At 56.1% G+C, this 13,807-nt stretch carries 15 protein-coding genes; 8 read left to right on the forward strand and 7 right to left on the reverse strand.

Translation table 11 applies throughout. The features are described from left to right. Positions 1 to 72 precede the first annotated feature (72 nt). The 4 genes from AC0TN7_RS05835 to AC0TN7_RS05850 form a co-directional block, all read right to left on the reverse strand. Complete coding sequence (locus tag AC0TN7_RS05835; protein ID WP_473701919.1) at positions 73 to 1,026, reverse strand: GlxA family transcriptional regulator; 954 nt, start codon at positions 1,024 to 1,026, stop codon at positions 73 to 75. A gap of 26 nt (positions 1,027 to 1,052) precedes the next feature. After that, a complete protein-coding gene (locus AC0TN7_RS05840) occupies positions 1,053 to 1,832 on the reverse strand; it encodes an MBL fold metallo-hydrolase (RefSeq protein WP_473701920.1) in 780 nt (259 codons plus the stop codon). Positions 1,833 to 1,954: 122 nt separating this feature from the next. Beyond that, the gene (nlpA, locus tag AC0TN7_RS05845; protein ID WP_061716243.1) at positions 1,955 to 2,755 is read right to left on the reverse strand and encodes a lipoprotein NlpA; all 801 of its coding nucleotides are present in this window, start codon (positions 2,753 to 2,755) and stop codon (positions 1,955 to 1,957) included. Between the two features lie 147 nt (positions 2,756 to 2,902). Beyond that, positions 2,903 to 3,322, reverse strand: coding sequence for a GNAT family N-acetyltransferase (locus AC0TN7_RS05850; RefSeq protein ID WP_473701921.1), 420 nt, complete (start codon positions 3,320 to 3,322; stop codon positions 2,903 to 2,905). A gap of 141 nt (positions 3,323 to 3,463) precedes the next feature. Here AC0TN7_RS05850 and AC0TN7_RS05855 point away from each other — a divergent pair, with 141 nt between their 5' ends. Continuing rightward, positions 3,464 to 3,760, forward strand: a complete 297-nt coding sequence (locus AC0TN7_RS05855; protein ID WP_023326396.1) for a YicS family protein — start codon at positions 3,464 to 3,466, stop codon at positions 3,758 to 3,760. Between the two features lie 61 nt (positions 3,761 to 3,821). On the opposite strand, the gene AC0TN7_RS05860 is transcribed toward AC0TN7_RS05855, so the two are convergent. Next, on the reverse strand, positions 3,822 to 4,772 hold the full coding sequence (locus AC0TN7_RS05860; protein WP_023293714.1) for a LacI family DNA-binding transcriptional regulator: 951 nt from the start codon (positions 4,770 to 4,772) through the stop codon (positions 3,822 to 3,824). Positions 4,773 to 5,065: 293 nt separating this feature from the next. Between AC0TN7_RS05860 and AC0TN7_RS05865 the strand changes: the two genes are divergently transcribed. The 6 genes from AC0TN7_RS05865 (at position 5,066) to AC0TN7_RS05890 (ending at position 10,977) form a co-directional block, all read left to right on the forward strand. Next, positions 5,066 to 5,380: a PTS sugar transporter subunit IIB gene (locus tag AC0TN7_RS05865; RefSeq protein WP_021242703.1), complete on the forward strand. Its 315-nt coding sequence runs from the start codon at positions 5,066 to 5,068 to the stop codon at positions 5,378 to 5,380. An 11-nt stretch (positions 5,381 to 5,391) separates the two neighbouring features. Then, on the forward strand, positions 5,392 to 6,717 hold the full coding sequence (locus tag AC0TN7_RS05870) for a PTS sugar transporter subunit IIC (RefSeq protein ID WP_473701922.1): 1,326 nt from the start codon (positions 5,392 to 5,394) through the stop codon (positions 6,715 to 6,717). 17 nt (positions 6,718 to 6,734) lie between these two features. Continuing rightward, positions 6,735 to 8,111 (forward strand): glycoside hydrolase family 1 protein, encoded by a 1,377-nt coding sequence (locus AC0TN7_RS05875; protein WP_473701923.1) that lies wholly within the window; start codon positions 6,735 to 6,737, stop codon positions 8,109 to 8,111. A gap of 5 nt (positions 8,112 to 8,116) precedes the next feature. Next, on the forward strand, positions 8,117 to 8,419 hold the full coding sequence (locus tag AC0TN7_RS05880) for a PTS lactose/cellobiose transporter subunit IIA (protein WP_008500136.1): 303 nt from the start codon (positions 8,117 to 8,119) through the stop codon (positions 8,417 to 8,419). A gap of 138 nt (positions 8,420 to 8,557) precedes the next feature. Further along, positions 8,558 to 9,937, forward strand: coding sequence for a carbohydrate porin (locus AC0TN7_RS05885; RefSeq protein ID WP_023326394.1), 1,380 nt, complete (start codon positions 8,558 to 8,560; stop codon positions 9,935 to 9,937). A 134-nt stretch (positions 9,938 to 10,071) separates the two neighbouring features. Next, positions 10,072 to 10,977: an EamA family transporter gene (locus AC0TN7_RS05890; protein WP_024907366.1), complete on the forward strand. Its 906-nt coding sequence runs from the start codon at positions 10,072 to 10,074 to the stop codon at positions 10,975 to 10,977. 48 nt (positions 10,978 to 11,025) lie between these two features. Here the strand turns inward: AC0TN7_RS05890 and nepI are convergent, their stop codons facing one another. Both nepI and AC0TN7_RS05900 read right to left on the reverse strand, forming a co-directional pair. Continuing rightward, positions 11,026 to 12,216, reverse strand: coding sequence for a purine ribonucleoside efflux pump NepI (nepI, locus tag AC0TN7_RS05895; protein WP_024907367.1), 1,191 nt, complete (start codon positions 12,214 to 12,216; stop codon positions 11,026 to 11,028). 102 nt (positions 12,217 to 12,318) lie between these two features. Beyond that, the gene (locus tag AC0TN7_RS05900; protein WP_024907368.1) at positions 12,319 to 12,771 is read right to left on the reverse strand and encodes a DUF1198 domain-containing protein; all 453 of its coding nucleotides are present in this window, start codon (positions 12,769 to 12,771) and stop codon (positions 12,319 to 12,321) included. 197 nt (positions 12,772 to 12,968) lie between these two features. Here AC0TN7_RS05900 and AC0TN7_RS05905 point away from each other — a divergent pair, with 197 nt between their 5' ends. Next, entirely contained in the window at positions 12,969 to 13,769 is an 801-nt protein-coding gene (locus tag AC0TN7_RS05905; RefSeq protein ID WP_407820905.1) for an MBL fold metallo-hydrolase, read from the forward strand. The last annotated feature ends 38 nt before the right edge of the window (positions 13,770 to 13,807 follow it).

Raw genomic sequence — 13,807 nt, forward strand, 5'->3', positions numbered from 1 at the left:
AGTGAAAAGGATATTAAGAGAAAATAAGAAATTGTTTAACTCACTCTTAAATCTTGAGTTAGCCGTAATACATTAGGTATGAAGACGAAACGTTTTTCGCCATTCTGCGGGGCTCACCCCAAAACGTGCTTTAAACTGTTGTCGCCAGGTGACGGCGGAATTAAATCCCACCAGCTCGGCCACGCGCTCAATCGGCATATTTCCGGCTTCAAGCAAAATCTGGCTGCGCCGCAGGCGTTCGGCGGTAAGCCAGTCGGCGACGCTCAATCCCGTGGCTTTAATAAAATGACGGGTCAGGGTGCGGCGGCTCATCGAAACCACCTCCGCCAGGGAGTCCAGGCTATGCGGTTCGGTGATGTGCTGCTGCAGGTAGTCAATCAGGCAGTTAATGCGTCCGTCGCGGGTATCTTTGGGTACCGGCTGGGCGATGAACTGCGCCTGCCCGCCCTCGCGGTGGGGCGGAACAATCATCCGGCGGGCAATCTGGTTGGCGACCACGCTGCCAAAGCGCTGGCGAATGATATACAGGCAGCAGTCGAGGGCAGCGGCAGTACCGGCGGAGGTGATGATATTGCCGTCATCCACGTAAAGGGCATTAATATCCAGCTGGACGTTCGGGAAGAGCGACTGAAACTGACGTTCGAACTCCCAGTGGGTGGCCGCACGTTTGCCGTCGAGGATCCCCGCCCAGGCCAGCACAAACGATCCCAGACACAGCCCGACGATTTCTGCACCGTGGTCTCTCGCCTGCACCAGGCTGTCGAGCAGCACCTGCGGCGGGCGTTCCAGAACGTGCTGCCAGTAGGGAACGACAACAATATCGGCCTGCCCAATGGCGGTAAAATCCTGCGTGGCGTTGAGAGCAAATCCGTCTTTTGAGGTAAGGAACCCCGGCGTTTCGGCGCAAATCGTTACGTTAAAGCGCTTTTCGCCGGAGACCGAATCGCCAAACAGAATGCAGGGAACGGAGTAGTGAAACGGGCTGAACCCGTCTACCGCGACAATCGCGACGTTGATTAGCGACATCTGTCTCTCCTTTCCCTTTAACGCACTCAGAAAATAACGGTTTCGCCATCCTGGGGAATGCTCACTGTGTCACTCACCTGATTAGCTTCAACGTATTCACGCAGCGCGCTGCGGGTCAACAGGCAGTGGTTAATGGCCTCCATATGGCTCGCCACAATTTTAGCCTGCGGCAGCAGGAAATGAACGTTAAGCACGTCCTCCTGCCCCATAATAATGGGCCCAAAACCAATGACGTGGGCATAGCCGGCGTTCAGTACCACCACGTCCGGCTGGTGTTTTTGCAGATCGGCCCCTACCTCGTCACGCCAGACGGTATCCCCGGCAATATAGAGCGTCTTCTCATCAGGATGACGCAGCACCACGCCACAGGCCTCGCCCAGCCGTTCCGCCAGCTCCGGCACGGCATAAGCGCGATCGGTCCCGTGCTGGCCGCCGCGGGTTTTCGTAATCTGAATATCGCCGAAGGTGCTCGCGTCGGTCATGACCGTCAGGTTGCTAAATCCCTGACTGCGCAGCAGCGCGGCGTCACGGTCGTTTTGCACGTAGATCGGTTTGTCTTTGGCGATCAGCTCTGCCGCGGCGCGATCCCAGTGATCGTCATGGGTATGGGTGACGATCACCGCGTCGGCGTCCAGCAGCGTGTTGACGTCAACGGGGAGTTCAACCGTCGGGTTACGGCGTTCGGCATACGCCGTACCCGGGAAGCCCGGATAAGCACCCTTTGGGGCCAGCATCGGGTCGATTAAAAGATGTTTTCCGGCGTAGGAAATAAGCTGGGTGGCGTTGCGAATGTGGGTAATGTTCATGGGCTATCCTCCTGTTGGTGTGATAAGGAGGATAGCCAGCCGTCGCAATTGACGCTGTGGGCTAAAGGGCGATTACCGATGGAATCGGGCCAAGAGAAGCAACCTGTTTTCTGTCACATCGTTTACCAGCCCGGCACTGCCCCGCCGTTAAAGATCGTCTCAGCCGCTTTTGCCACTTCAGGTGACTGATACGACTGGATAAACGCCTTCACATTCTCCGCGTCCTTGTTGTCTTCGCGCGTCACCACGATGTTCACGTACGGCGAGTTTTTGTCTTCAATAAAGACGCTGTCATGCACCGGTGACAGCCCGGTTTGCTGGATATAGGTGGTGCTGATGATGGCGACATCCACTTTCGGGTCGTCCAGCACGCGCGGCAGCTGCGCCCCTTCCAGCTCCATAATTTTCAGCTGCTTAGGGTTGGCGGTAATATCCAGCGCCGTGGGCAGCAGCCCGGTGTCCGGCTTAAGGGTAATGAGTTTCTCTTTTTGCAACAGCAACAGCGCGCGGCCAAGGTTGGTCGGGTCGTTTGGAATGGCAATGGTTGCCCCGTCCTTCAGGTCAGACACGGATTTAATTTTGCGGGAATAGCCGGCCATCGGGAAAACAAAGGTGTTCGCCACGGCCACCAGCTTATAGCCATGCGCCTTGTTATCTTCTTCAAGGAACGGGCGATGCTGGAAGACGTTGGCATCCAGTTCCCCCTGGTTGGTGGCATCGTTAGGCAACAGCGAGCCGCTGAAGCCCACCAGCTCCACGTCCAGGCCATATTTCTCTTTTGCCACCTTTTTGGCGACTTCCGCCACGTCCTGTTCGGCGCCGTTGATGACGCCGACTTTAATGTGTTTGGCATCGCTGCCACTTTGATCGCACCCTGCCAGCAGCAGGCCAGCCAGTACCAGAGCACCCAATCGACGTTTCACAAGACAGTTCCTTTTGCTGAATGTTGTAGTGACTATATCGACAACGAGGCGGGGAAATAAAAACCGAAAAAGAATCAATAAGAAGGATAAGTTATATGCGGGTATGGCCGGGCGGCGCTGCGCTTACCCGGCCTACAGATTAAGGGCTTAAAGGGCTTTCGCCAGGTAATGTCGCTGCATGCCCGGGTACGGATAATCCTGCAAAGACATCTGCAGCTGGTACCCCTGTTTTTCATAGAACGGACGCGCCTGGAAGCTGGCGGTATCGACCAGCGCGTGCTTGCAGCCTTTGCGCCTGGCTTCTTCTTCGGCCGTCCTGATGAGCTGGCTGCCCACGCCGGATCCGCGCACGGCATCGCTCACCCAGAGAAAGTCGATATTCAGCCAGTCGCCTTTGCGCACCCCAATGAGCCCGCCGAGCATGTTGCCGTTTTCGTCCCGCACGTAAACGCCAACGTCGCCGCTAAAATTTGTCAGATCGAGAAACTGTCCGTTATACGCTCTCAGGCCAACCAGTAACTCTTCTTTTTCCTGCGCCGTAACCGCATGAGTAATGCTCAGGTGCATATTTTTTCTCCTTGTTATCTGTGCCGTTTCACTATCTCACACACGCATCGTGGAGAAAATTCATACTTTCGACTGGAGTCGCTACACTGAATGTAACGATATATTTCATGGGAAGCCTGTGACTTCTAAAGGGGGTTGTTGATGAAAGCTGCGCACCTGGTCTGCCTGCTGGTTTGTCTGCTCTTCGCCGCGTTTGTCCATGCTCAGGAAAAGGAGGATCCGGCGAAAGAGGCGCAAATAAAGCAGCAGGTCCTGAAAGATATTAAGAAAACCTGTACGCCACAGAAAAAGCAGAGCGATAAGGCCTGGCAGGCGATGATTTTGTCCTCCGAGGCCAATCAGTTGCTGATCAAAAATGCCGTTACCGCCGTGAAGCGTGACAACCTGGACGCCTACTGGGCGGCGATTGGTCAGGTGGATTGTATGGAAGATTACTGAGGGCTGGAAACGTGCTTCTCGCCGGGTGGCGGCTGCGCCTTTCCCGGCCTACACAACATGTTTAACGCTTACGCACGTCTGGAATGATCAAATCCCCGCGCAGCACATACGAACCCAGCATCTGCGTTTTCTCCGTCAGCCAGCTCACGATACGCGCCGCCATGGCATCCATAGAATATTCAATCGCCGGGATCACCGGAATACCCGGCAGGTGCAGCGATCCGGCCAGGCTAAAGACCATAATGTCGTCCGGCACGGATTTATTAAACGCCTGCAGCTGCGGGATTACCCGCTGGGCTTCCTGCTCGTCCGCCACCAGCAGCGCGTTGAAGTTCAGCGTGCTGGCGTTATTCAGCAGCTCCTGTAGCGCAACGGACGACGAGGTCGCGTCCATGAACACAAGGTTGCGATTAAAGGGCAGGAAATTTTTCTCCAGCGCGTGCTTGTAGCCGAGCAGCACCTGGTCAGCAAAACCGCTGCCGTGCGGATGGATCAGGGCAATCTGGCGTCGCCCCTGGCTGGTCAGGTAGTTACAGGCGGTTTCGGCGGCAAAGGCGTGATCGAACTGGATGCTGTTGGAATTATCAGACTCCATGCAGTCCACCAGAATGACGTTGTCCATGTCGACGTCCAGCGGGAAACGCGCGCCAATCACCAGGATGTCATCGCAAAGCCCGCAGGAGAGTTCCTCAAGAGCGTGCATCACTTCCGCTTTGCTGTGCGCGAAACGCAGCAGCAGGTGTTTTTGATGCTGGCTGAGCTGTTTTTCCAGCGCGTAGAGATAACCGGTGGTCTGGTTAATGTTTTCCTGGGCGCAAATCACCCCGATACAGCCCGTAGACTGGCTCAGCAGCGACTGGGCAATCACATTAGGCCGGTAGTTAAGCTCATCCACTGCCTTCAGAACGGCCTGACGGCTGGCTTCCTTTACGCCACGCGACCCACTCAACACTCGCGATACCGTGGCTTTAGACACCCCGGCAAGACGTGATACATCATTGATTGTCGACATCTCTTTCCCCTGGCAGGCTTACCTCGCGCCTGCAAATTCCATGACCGCTTCGGCTCACATTATAGCCAGAGCGGAGTATATCCGTTTCCGTTTTCCATGGAAACCGATTTTCCGTTTCCACTCCAAATGATGTCAAAACAGCCAAATTATGTGACCTGCATCCGGTTAATTAGCCTCATAAGTATTGGATCTTGATGGTTGTCACAGTTCTGTCTTTTATGAATGGAAACCGGTTTCCGTATCATGTCCAATCATCCTCGCAATAACTTTTTACATTTAGAGGATGGTTGTCGATGTTCAAGATTATGCTGTGCTGCTCTGCCGGGATGTCCACCAGCCTGTTGGTCAGCAAAATGGTCGATGTCGCGAAAGAACGTGGTTTGTCGGTGAAGATTGATGCGTACGGTGTTTCCGAATTTGATACGCAGTTTCCGCAATACCAGGTGGTACTTCTCGGACCGCAAGTGAAATACATGTTACAGACACTCTCAGACAAGGCGGCGACGCATGGCATTCCGGTGCAGCCCATCGACATGATGGACTACGGCATGCAGCGTGGCGATAAAGTACTGGACTTTGCTCTGTCGCTCATCGAAGCGGCACACTAAAAGGTGTTCACATGAGTTCGTTATATCAATCCATGGTTGCGGTGATTGAGCAGTCAATTACCCCGCTGGCCGCGAAGCTCGGTCAGCAAAAGTACGTGATTGCCATCCGCGACGGCTTTACCGCCGCGCTGCCGTTTATGATCATCGGCTCGTTTATGCTGGTGTTCATCTTCCCGCCGTTCTCGGCGGATACCACCAACAGCTTCGCCCGCGGCTGGCTGGATTTTTCCCAAACCTACCGCGAACAGCTGATGCTGCCGTTTAACCTCAGCATGGGCGTGATGACCTTCTTCATCTCGGTAGGGATTGGGGCGAGCCTGGGGCGTCAGTTTAACCTCGACCCGGTGATGTCCGGCCTGCTGGCCTTTATGGCCTTCCTGCTGGTCGCCGCGCCGTATGCCGACGGCAAAATCTCAACCCAGTACCTCTCCGGCCAGGGCATCTTCACCGCGCTGATCGCCGCCATTTACTCAACCCGCTTGTACGCCTGGCTGAAGCAGAACAACGTCACCATCCGCCTGCCAAAGGAAGTGCCCACCGGCGTGGCGCGTTCGTTTGAGATCCTGATCCCGGTGATGGTGGTGATCGGCACGCTGCACCCGCTGAACCTGTTCATTGAAGCGCAGACCGGGATGATTATCCCGCAGGCGATCATGCACCTGCTGGAGCCGCTGGTGTCCGCGTCTGACTCCCTGCCCGCCATTCTGCTCTCCGTGCTGCTGTGCCAGATCTTCTGGTTCGCGGGTATCCACGGCTCGCTGATTGTTACCGGCATCATGAACCCGTTCTGGATGGCGAACCTCTCGGCAAACCAGGCGGCACTGGCCGCAGGCGCGGCGCTGCCGCACGTTTATCTACAAGGTTTCTGGGATCACTACCTGCTGATTGGCGGCGTCGGTTCCACCCTGCCGCTGGCCTTCCTGCTGCTGCGCAGCCGCGTTACCCACCTGCGCACCATCGGCAAAATGGGCGTGGTGCCAAGCTTCTTTAACATCAACGAGCCGATTCTGTTCGGCGCGCCGATCATCATGAACCCGATGCTGTTTATCCCGTTCGTGTTCGTTCCGCTGGTCAACGCCTGCCTGGCGTACGGCGCCACGAAGCTCGGCTGGCTGGCACAGGTGGTCTCGTTAACCCCGTGGACTACGCCCGCGCCGATTGGCGCCTCATGGGCGGCAAACTGGGCGCTCAGCCCGGTGGTGATGTGCCTGGTCTGCATGGTGATGTCCGCGCTGATGTACCTGCCGTTCCTGCGCGCCTATGAGCGTACGCTCATCAAAAACGAAGAGCAGAAGGCCCAGGCAACCGTCGGCAACGCTGAAGCCGCCAGCAATTAAGTCAAAGAGGAAGAGTCATGAAATACGCATTTCCCGATAACTTCTGGTGGGGCAGCGCAAGCTCCGCTCTCCAGACGGAAGGGGCAAGAGAGGGGGAAACCACGTGGGATTACTGGTTTGCCCGCGAGCCTAACCGTTTTCACAACGGCGTGGGGCCGCAGCAGACCTCCACGTTTTATCAGTACTGGAAAACGGACATTCAGCTGTTGAAACAGCTGAACCACAACAGCTTTCGCACCTCGATTAGCTGGGCACGCCTGATCCCCGACGGTATCGGTGAAGTGAACCCGGACGCGGTCGATTTTTATAATCAGGTCATTGATGAGCTGAATGAACACGGCATCACGCCGTTTATCACCCTGTTCCATTTCGACATGCCGATGGCGATGCAGGAGATAGGCGGCTGGGAAAACCGTGAAGTGGTGGACGCGTACGCCCGCTATGCGCAGATTTGCTTCAAGCTGTTCGGCGACCGCGTGCTGCACTGGTTTACCTTCAACGAGCCGATCGTGCCGGTGGAAGGCGGTTATCTGTACGACTTCCACTACCCCAACGTAGTGGATTTCCGCCGGGCGGCCACCGTGGCTTATCACACGGTGCTGGCCCATGCGAAGGCGGTTCAGGCCTACCGCGCCGGGCACTACGCGGGGGAGATCGGCATCGTGTTGAACCTGACGCCGTCGTATCCGCGTTCGCAGAACCCGGCAGACGTGAAGGCGGCGCACGTTGCGGATCTGATGTTTAACCGCAGCTTCCTCGACCCGGTCCTGCGCGGCGAATACCCGGCCGATCTGGTGGCGCTGCTGAAATCTTACGACCAGCTGCCCGCCTGCAAGCCGGAAGACGGTTTCCTGATTGCGGAAGGGAAAATCGACCTGCTCGGCATTAACTACTATCAGCCGCGTCGCGTGAAGTGTCGCGACAGCGCGGTGAACCCGCAGTCGCCGTTTATGCCGGAATGGTTCTTTGATAGCTACGAGATGCCGGGCCGCAAGATGAACCCCTACCGCGGCTGGGAAATCTACGCGCCGGGTATTTACGATATTCTGATTAACCTGCGCGACAATTACGGCAACCCCCGCTGCTTTATTTCTGAAAACGGCATGGGCGTCGAAAACGAGCAACGTTTTATTGAAAATGGCCAGATTAACGATCAATACCGCATTGATTTTATATCTGAGCATTTAACGTGGCTGCATAAAGGCATAAGCGAAGAGTGTAATTGTCTTGGCTACCATATGTGGACATTTATTGATAACTGGTCGTGGTGTAATGCCTATAAAAATCGCTACGGATTTATCCAGCTCGATTTGGAGACGCAGCAGCGCACCATTAAGAAAAGCGGGGAGTGGTTTGCCGCCACCGCCTTAAATAATAGCTTTGATAAAGAGTAATGATGATGATCGCACTAGAAGAAGCCGTAATGGAAATTATCGTCAACGCCGGGCAGTCCCGCAGCCTGTGCTTTGAAGCGCTGCACGCGGCGCGCCAGGGCAACATTGACGAAGCCAAAAGCCTGCTGCGCGAAGCCGACGGCTACGCGCGTCAGGCGCACAAGATGCAGACCAAACTGATTGAGCAGGACGCGGGCGAAGCCCGCCAGCCGATGACCTTAATTATGGTGCACGCGCAGGATCATTTAATGAACTCCTTATTAGCGCGTGAATTATCCGAAGAAATTATTCATTTATATCAGAGATAGTCTATGGCGAAATAAATTACTGTAATACCTCTGTACCTAAAACTAGAAATCCACTTGTTCTGATGATAGCGACATATTCTGTCAGATCGGAGCGGGATGGTTATTGTCTGAATAAAATTAAACTATATTGAGATAACCATGAATACGATTAAAAAACTTCCATTAACTATGGCGGTTATCGCCGCGCTTTGCCCAATTTCCGTGCTCGCCCAGGAATTCACGCAGGAGCAAATCGACGCCATTGTGGCGAAAGCGGTGGATAAAGCCCTGGCCGAACGTCAGGCCAAAATGGATGCCGCCGTCGCGAAAAAAGCGGACGTGGTGACCGAGCCGCAGAGCGCGGCGCAATCCCCGGACATGGCGATTCCGTTCGGGATTAAATTTACCGGCTACGCCCGCTATGGCGCGCACTTCCAGGCCGCCGATCAGAAATATGTGGCGGTCGATGGCTCCTACAACGGCGCGTCCGCAATTGGTCGTCTGGGTAACGAAGGCAACGGCGGCGAGTTCCAGCTCTCTAAAGCCTTCAAGGGCGAAAACGGCGCCATCTGGGACATCAACGTGATGATCGACCACTGGGGCGACGAAGTTAACCTGAAAAAGGCCTACGCGGGGGTGACCAATATTATGGCCTCCAACCCGAATGCCTATTTCTGGGCCGGTCGCGACTTCCACCAGCGTCCGCAGCAGGGCATCAACGATTACTTCTGGATGAACCACGACGGCCAGGGCGCCGGGGTGAAGAACTTCGATATCGGCGGCGTGCAGTTTGACGTCGCTGCCGTGGCGGCAGTGGAATCCTGTAGCCCGGAAGTGATGGAAGACGAAGCGAACCCGTCACGCATCACCTGTACTGGCGGGTCCGGCACGGGCGACAAAGGTAACTACGCGGCCACCTCTAAAATCCACGGTATGAAGCTCGGTCCGCTGGATCTGGAGCTGTACGCCAACTACGGCTTTGATTCAAAAGCGGTGGAGAGCGATGAGCGTCTGAACGCCTGGCAGGGCGGCGTGGTGCTGAGCCACACCAACGACAGCGGCGTGAACAAGGTGATTGCCCGCTACTCCGATAACTCGGACAACAGCGTGTTCAATAAAACCGAAGACCTGACCACGGTCTACGCCAGCTTCGAAGGGCTGTACAAATTCACCCAGGCCACGCAGGTGGAGTACATCCTCGCCTTCCACGACTACGACAACAGCCGTGATAAGACCGACAACCGTAAGAACTACAACGCCATCGTGCGTCCGATGCACTGGTGGAACGACGTTCACTCCACCTGGCTGGAAGCGGGCTGGCAGCACGTGGATTACGACAACGGCGGCGATAATAAGGGCTGGAAGCTGACCCTGTCGCAGAACATGTCTATCGCCATGGGGCCAGAGTTCCGTCCGATGCTGCGCTTCTACGTGACCGGCGGCAAGGTGGATAACGCACGCACCGCGCGCGTGAATAACACCAAAGACGAGACGCTCGACGACTTCAACGTCGGCGCGATGTGGGAGGCGTGGTTCTAGTAGAGCGCCGTTTGTTTCGCCCGGCGGCGCTGCGCTTGCACGGGCCTACAAGGTTTTGTAGGCCGGGTAAGCGTAGCGCCACCCGGCAAGATCCCATGTTATGCTACAAAAAAACCAACATAACAGGGGAGAAAATGGGTTCCACACGTAAAGGGATGCTGAACGTCCTGATCGCCGCCGTTTTATGGGGCAGTTCCGGCGTTTGCGCGCAGTACATTATGGAGAAAAGCCACATTTCTTCGCCTTACCTGACCATGGTTCGCCTTCTGTTTACCGGCGTGATCCTCCTGACGCTCTCCTTCGTTCACGGCGACAAGATTTTCTCGGTCATCAAGCATCGCAAAGACGCCCTCAGCCTGCTGTTTTTCTCGCTGGTCGGCGCGCTCACCGTGCAGCTCACCTTCCTGCTGACGATTGAAAAATCCAACGCAGCGACCGCTACCGTGCTGCAGTTTCTGTCACCGACCATCATTGTGGCGTGGTTCGCGCTGGCGCGGAAAAAGCGTCCCGGCGTGTTTGTGCTGTCGGCCATCATGACGTCGCTTGTTGGCACCTACCTGTTGGTGACCCACGGCGACCCAACCTCGCTCTCCATCTCGCCTGCCGCGCTGTTCTTCGGTATCGCCTCGGCGTTTGCCGCCGCGTTTTATACGACGTACCCGTCAACGCTTATCGCCCGCTACGGTACGCTGCCGATTGTCGGCTGGAGCATGTTGATTGCCGGGTTAATGCTGACGCCGTTCTACGCTGGGCGCGGGACAACCTTCGTAATTGACGGCAGCCTGCTGCTGGCGTTTTTCTACCTGGTGGTGATTGGCACGGCGCTGACGTTCAGCCTGTACCTGAAAGGCGCGCAGATGATCGGCGGGCCGAAGGCGAGCATTCTGAGCTGCGCCGAACCGCTGAGCAGCGCGTTGCTGTCGGTGATGTTGCTGGGCGTGGCGTTCACCCTGCCGGACTGGCTGGGAACGCTGCTGATTGTGTCGTCGGTGGTGCTGATTTCGATGGATTCGCGTAGAAGGGTTAAGGCATCGGCGTAGCCTGATGCCCTCACCCCAACCCTCTCCCACGGGAGAGGGAGAAAAACACTACTTCGCTTTAACCTTCCTTGCCACCAGCAGCGCCGTCAGCAGCATCAGCGTGCCGGAAATCACCAGCGGTGACGTCAGCCCCAGGTGGTCGAGCGCCACGCCGCCAATGGCCGCGCCGCAGGTGTTTGCCAGCTGGATCACCGCCACCTGAATCGACCCGGCTTTTTCCGCCTGATCGGCAAGCGAGCGGGTGATCCACGTCGACCAGCCCACCGGCACCAGCGCGAAGGCAAAGCCCCAGATAATCGCAATCGCCGACGCGACCCACTTATCGCTGCCCCACAGCACCAGCACCGTGGCGCTCACTGCCAGCACCAGCGGCGCACCCGCCAGCGCCACCTTCAGGGAGCGCTTCAGGAACTGAGACGACAGCGACGTGCCGACAAAGCTGGCGATGCCGAAGCTCAGGAGCACCAGCGTCAGGCCGTCGACGTCAAAGCCCGCCATGGTCATATACACCGGGCGTATATAGGTGAAGAAGGCAAACTGCCCGGCAAAGGACATAAAGATCGCGGTCATCCCTGCCAGCACGCCGGGGCGCTTCAGCAGGCTGAACATGTTCTGCTTATGATGCGCCGCTTCGCCCGGCAGGGACGGCAGCGCCTTCCACACCCAGATAATGCAGAGCAGGCCCATCACTGCCGCCGCGTTGAAGACGTTACGCCAGCCGATGATCCCACCCAGGAAACTGCCCAGCGGCGCGGCAATCACCAGCGCGATAGAAACCGCACCGAAGATAACGGAAAGCGCTTTTGGCACCGTCCGCGCGGGCACCAGGCGCATGGTGAGCGAGGCCGACATCGCCCAGAAGCCGCCTAATCCCAGCCCCAGACAGGCGCGCCCGAGCAGCAGCAGGGTGAAGCTTTCCGCGAAGGAGACCAGCAGGCAGGAGAGCGTCAGTAGCACGCTGAACAGGATGACCACTTTACGGCGGTCGATGGTGCCAATCACCTGGGTGATAAACAGGCTGGCGAACATCGCCACGAAGGCGGTGACGGTAACGGACTGACCCGCCACGCCCTCGGAAATGCCCAGATCCTGCGCCATCGGCGTCAGGAGGCTGACCGGCAGAAACTCAACGGTAATCAGGCAGGCGACGCAGAACGCCACGGCGAAGACGGCCGACCAGTTGGGGCGTGAAACCTCGTTGGTCTGCGGTCTGGTCGTGGGCTGGATATGTTCTGTCATGGCATCACCTGAAGATAAAAACGTGCGGAAAAGTCGCGCAGTTTATCATCAAAAGTGTGACGAATTTAACGTTTAGACAACTTTTGTCGTTTTTACAGGGGATCAGTGCAGGTAAAACACACCCTCTTCCGGCAGGAAGAGCTGGTTATAGCGCAGCTGGAAGGCGTTCAGCTCCTGCGGATCGGGTTCCATCTCGCGCATAAAGCCAAGCGCGAGACGAATTTGTGCATCGGTGATAGGCGCAGCCAGGCGGGCTTTACGCAGCAGGCGGTGCCACGTGTGCAGGTTCTCTTCACTACCGTCGACAATGCAGACCTGCCAGATGAGCAGCACCTGCGCCGCGTTTTGCAGATGCGCTTCGTCCGGGCGCTCAAGGTAGCGGATAAACTCATTGCCCGACGTTTTACCAAACTGATCGATCATCGACTCGACCGGCATCGGGGTGATGCCCAGACGCTCGCTTAAACGTTTGATGGCGCGGCGGGAATCTGAGGTCAGGACGCGAAATCCCACCACAAACACCACGGCAAGCGTTGCCAGCATTATCCAGACCATGCGTTCTCCTTAGACTAGCCGCTCATCATAGCGGGAAACGCACGGCGTCGACAGCGGGTAGAAGCATAATAGTGAATGGAAAAGTGCTGGAAAAACGGCAGGAAAGTCGTTTTAGTTTTTATGGGGACGATTATATATACACGGTGTATGGTCAATGCCTGGCGGTAACGAATCTTCACTTCAGGGAAAGAGCGAACATGTCCATAACAATCAGTGTCCTGCTGGAGAACAGACCTAATCCCGGCGCTAAAAATTTACTGCGAGCTAAAGCAGGACTCAGCCTGTTTATACAGGATGAAAATGATTCCATTCTGTTTGATACCGGTCCGGATGATAGCTTCATACATAACGCAGCTCTGATGGGAGTCGATTTGACCTGCCTGACCGCAGCTGTACTTTCTCACGGGCACTATGACCATTGCGGCGGCGTTCCGTGGTTACCGGATAATTGCCGGATCGTCTGCCATCCCCACGTGGCCTGCGAGCGCTACTCGGCAATACAGTTTTCAGGGTATACCGCCAGATTAAAAAAGTTGTCGCTGAAAAATGATTATTCACACTATCGCATGGAATACAGCAGCACCCCGCTCCAGATTGGGAAGCGCTTTATATGGTCAGGGGAGATCCCTGTCGCCAAACCGCACGCATACGGTGTTATCGGTAGTAAAAATGCGGATGTGGATTATGTGAAAGATGAAGGGGTTCTAATTTATAAATCTGACCGTGGCCTGGTCATTTTTATCGGCTGTGGGCACCGAGGTCTGATCGATATTGTGCGTCACTGTCAGAGAATAACCGGCATCAACCATATTCATGCAATTTTCGGTGGTTTCCATCTTCGCTGTGCGTCACCGCGTAAGCTCTGGGCACTCAGGCAGTTTCTGCACGGCCTACAACCCGACAAAATAATGGGCTGCCATTGTACGGGTAAATGGGGCAATTTGTGGTTGCCGGACGCGGTTACCCCGGCAACAGGGGATATTTTTGTTCTGGGGTAGGTCTTAACTCAGCTAATAAAAAAGCCCGGCATCACACA

Source organism: Enterobacter sp. PL_is511, assembly GCF_055816065.1.

Bases quoted from the DNA above. Each gene is read 5' to 3' on its own strand.
- AC0TN7_RS05840 (WP_473701920.1), bottom strand. From the start codon at position 1,832: ATGAACATTACCCACATTCGCAACGCCACCCAGCTTATTTCCTACGCC.
- AC0TN7_RS05905 (WP_407820905.1), top strand. From the start codon at position 12,969: ATGTCCATAACAATCAGTGTCCTGCTGGAGAACAGACCTAATCCCGGC.
- AC0TN7_RS05865 (WP_021242703.1), top strand. From the start codon at position 5,066: ATGTTCAAGATTATGCTGTGCTGCTCTGCCGGGATGTCCACCAGCCTG.
- AC0TN7_RS05900 (WP_024907368.1), bottom strand. From the start codon at position 12,771: ATGGTCTGGATAATGCTGGCAACGCTTGCCGTGGTGTTTGTGGTGGGA.
- AC0TN7_RS05835 (WP_473701919.1), bottom strand. From the start codon at position 1,026: ATGTCGCTAATCAACGTCGCGATTGTCGCGGTAGACGGGTTCAGCCCG.
- AC0TN7_RS05890 (WP_024907366.1), top strand. From the start codon at position 10,072: ATGGGTTCCACACGTAAAGGGATGCTGAACGTCCTGATCGCCGCCGTT.
- AC0TN7_RS05875 (WP_473701923.1), top strand. From the start codon at position 6,735: ATGAAATACGCATTTCCCGATAACTTCTGGTGGGGCAGCGCAAGCTCC.
- AC0TN7_RS05855 (WP_023326396.1), top strand. From the start codon at position 3,464: ATGAAAGCTGCGCACCTGGTCTGCCTGCTGGTTTGTCTGCTCTTCGCC.
- AC0TN7_RS05885 (WP_023326394.1), top strand. From the start codon at position 8,558: ATGAATACGATTAAAAAACTTCCATTAACTATGGCGGTTATCGCCGCG.
- AC0TN7_RS05850 (WP_473701921.1), bottom strand. From the start codon at position 3,322: ATGCACCTGAGCATTACTCATGCGGTTACGGCGCAGGAAAAAGAAGAG.
- AC0TN7_RS05870 (WP_473701922.1), top strand. From the start codon at position 5,392: ATGAGTTCGTTATATCAATCCATGGTTGCGGTGATTGAGCAGTCAATT.
- nepI (WP_024907367.1), bottom strand. From the start codon at position 12,216: ATGACAGAACATATCCAGCCCACGACCAGACCGCAGACCAACGAGGTT.
- AC0TN7_RS05880 (WP_008500136.1), top strand. From the start codon at position 8,117: ATGATCGCACTAGAAGAAGCCGTAATGGAAATTATCGTCAACGCCGGG.
- AC0TN7_RS05860 (WP_023293714.1), bottom strand. From the start codon at position 4,772: ATGTCGACAATCAATGATGTATCACGTCTTGCCGGGGTGTCTAAAGCC.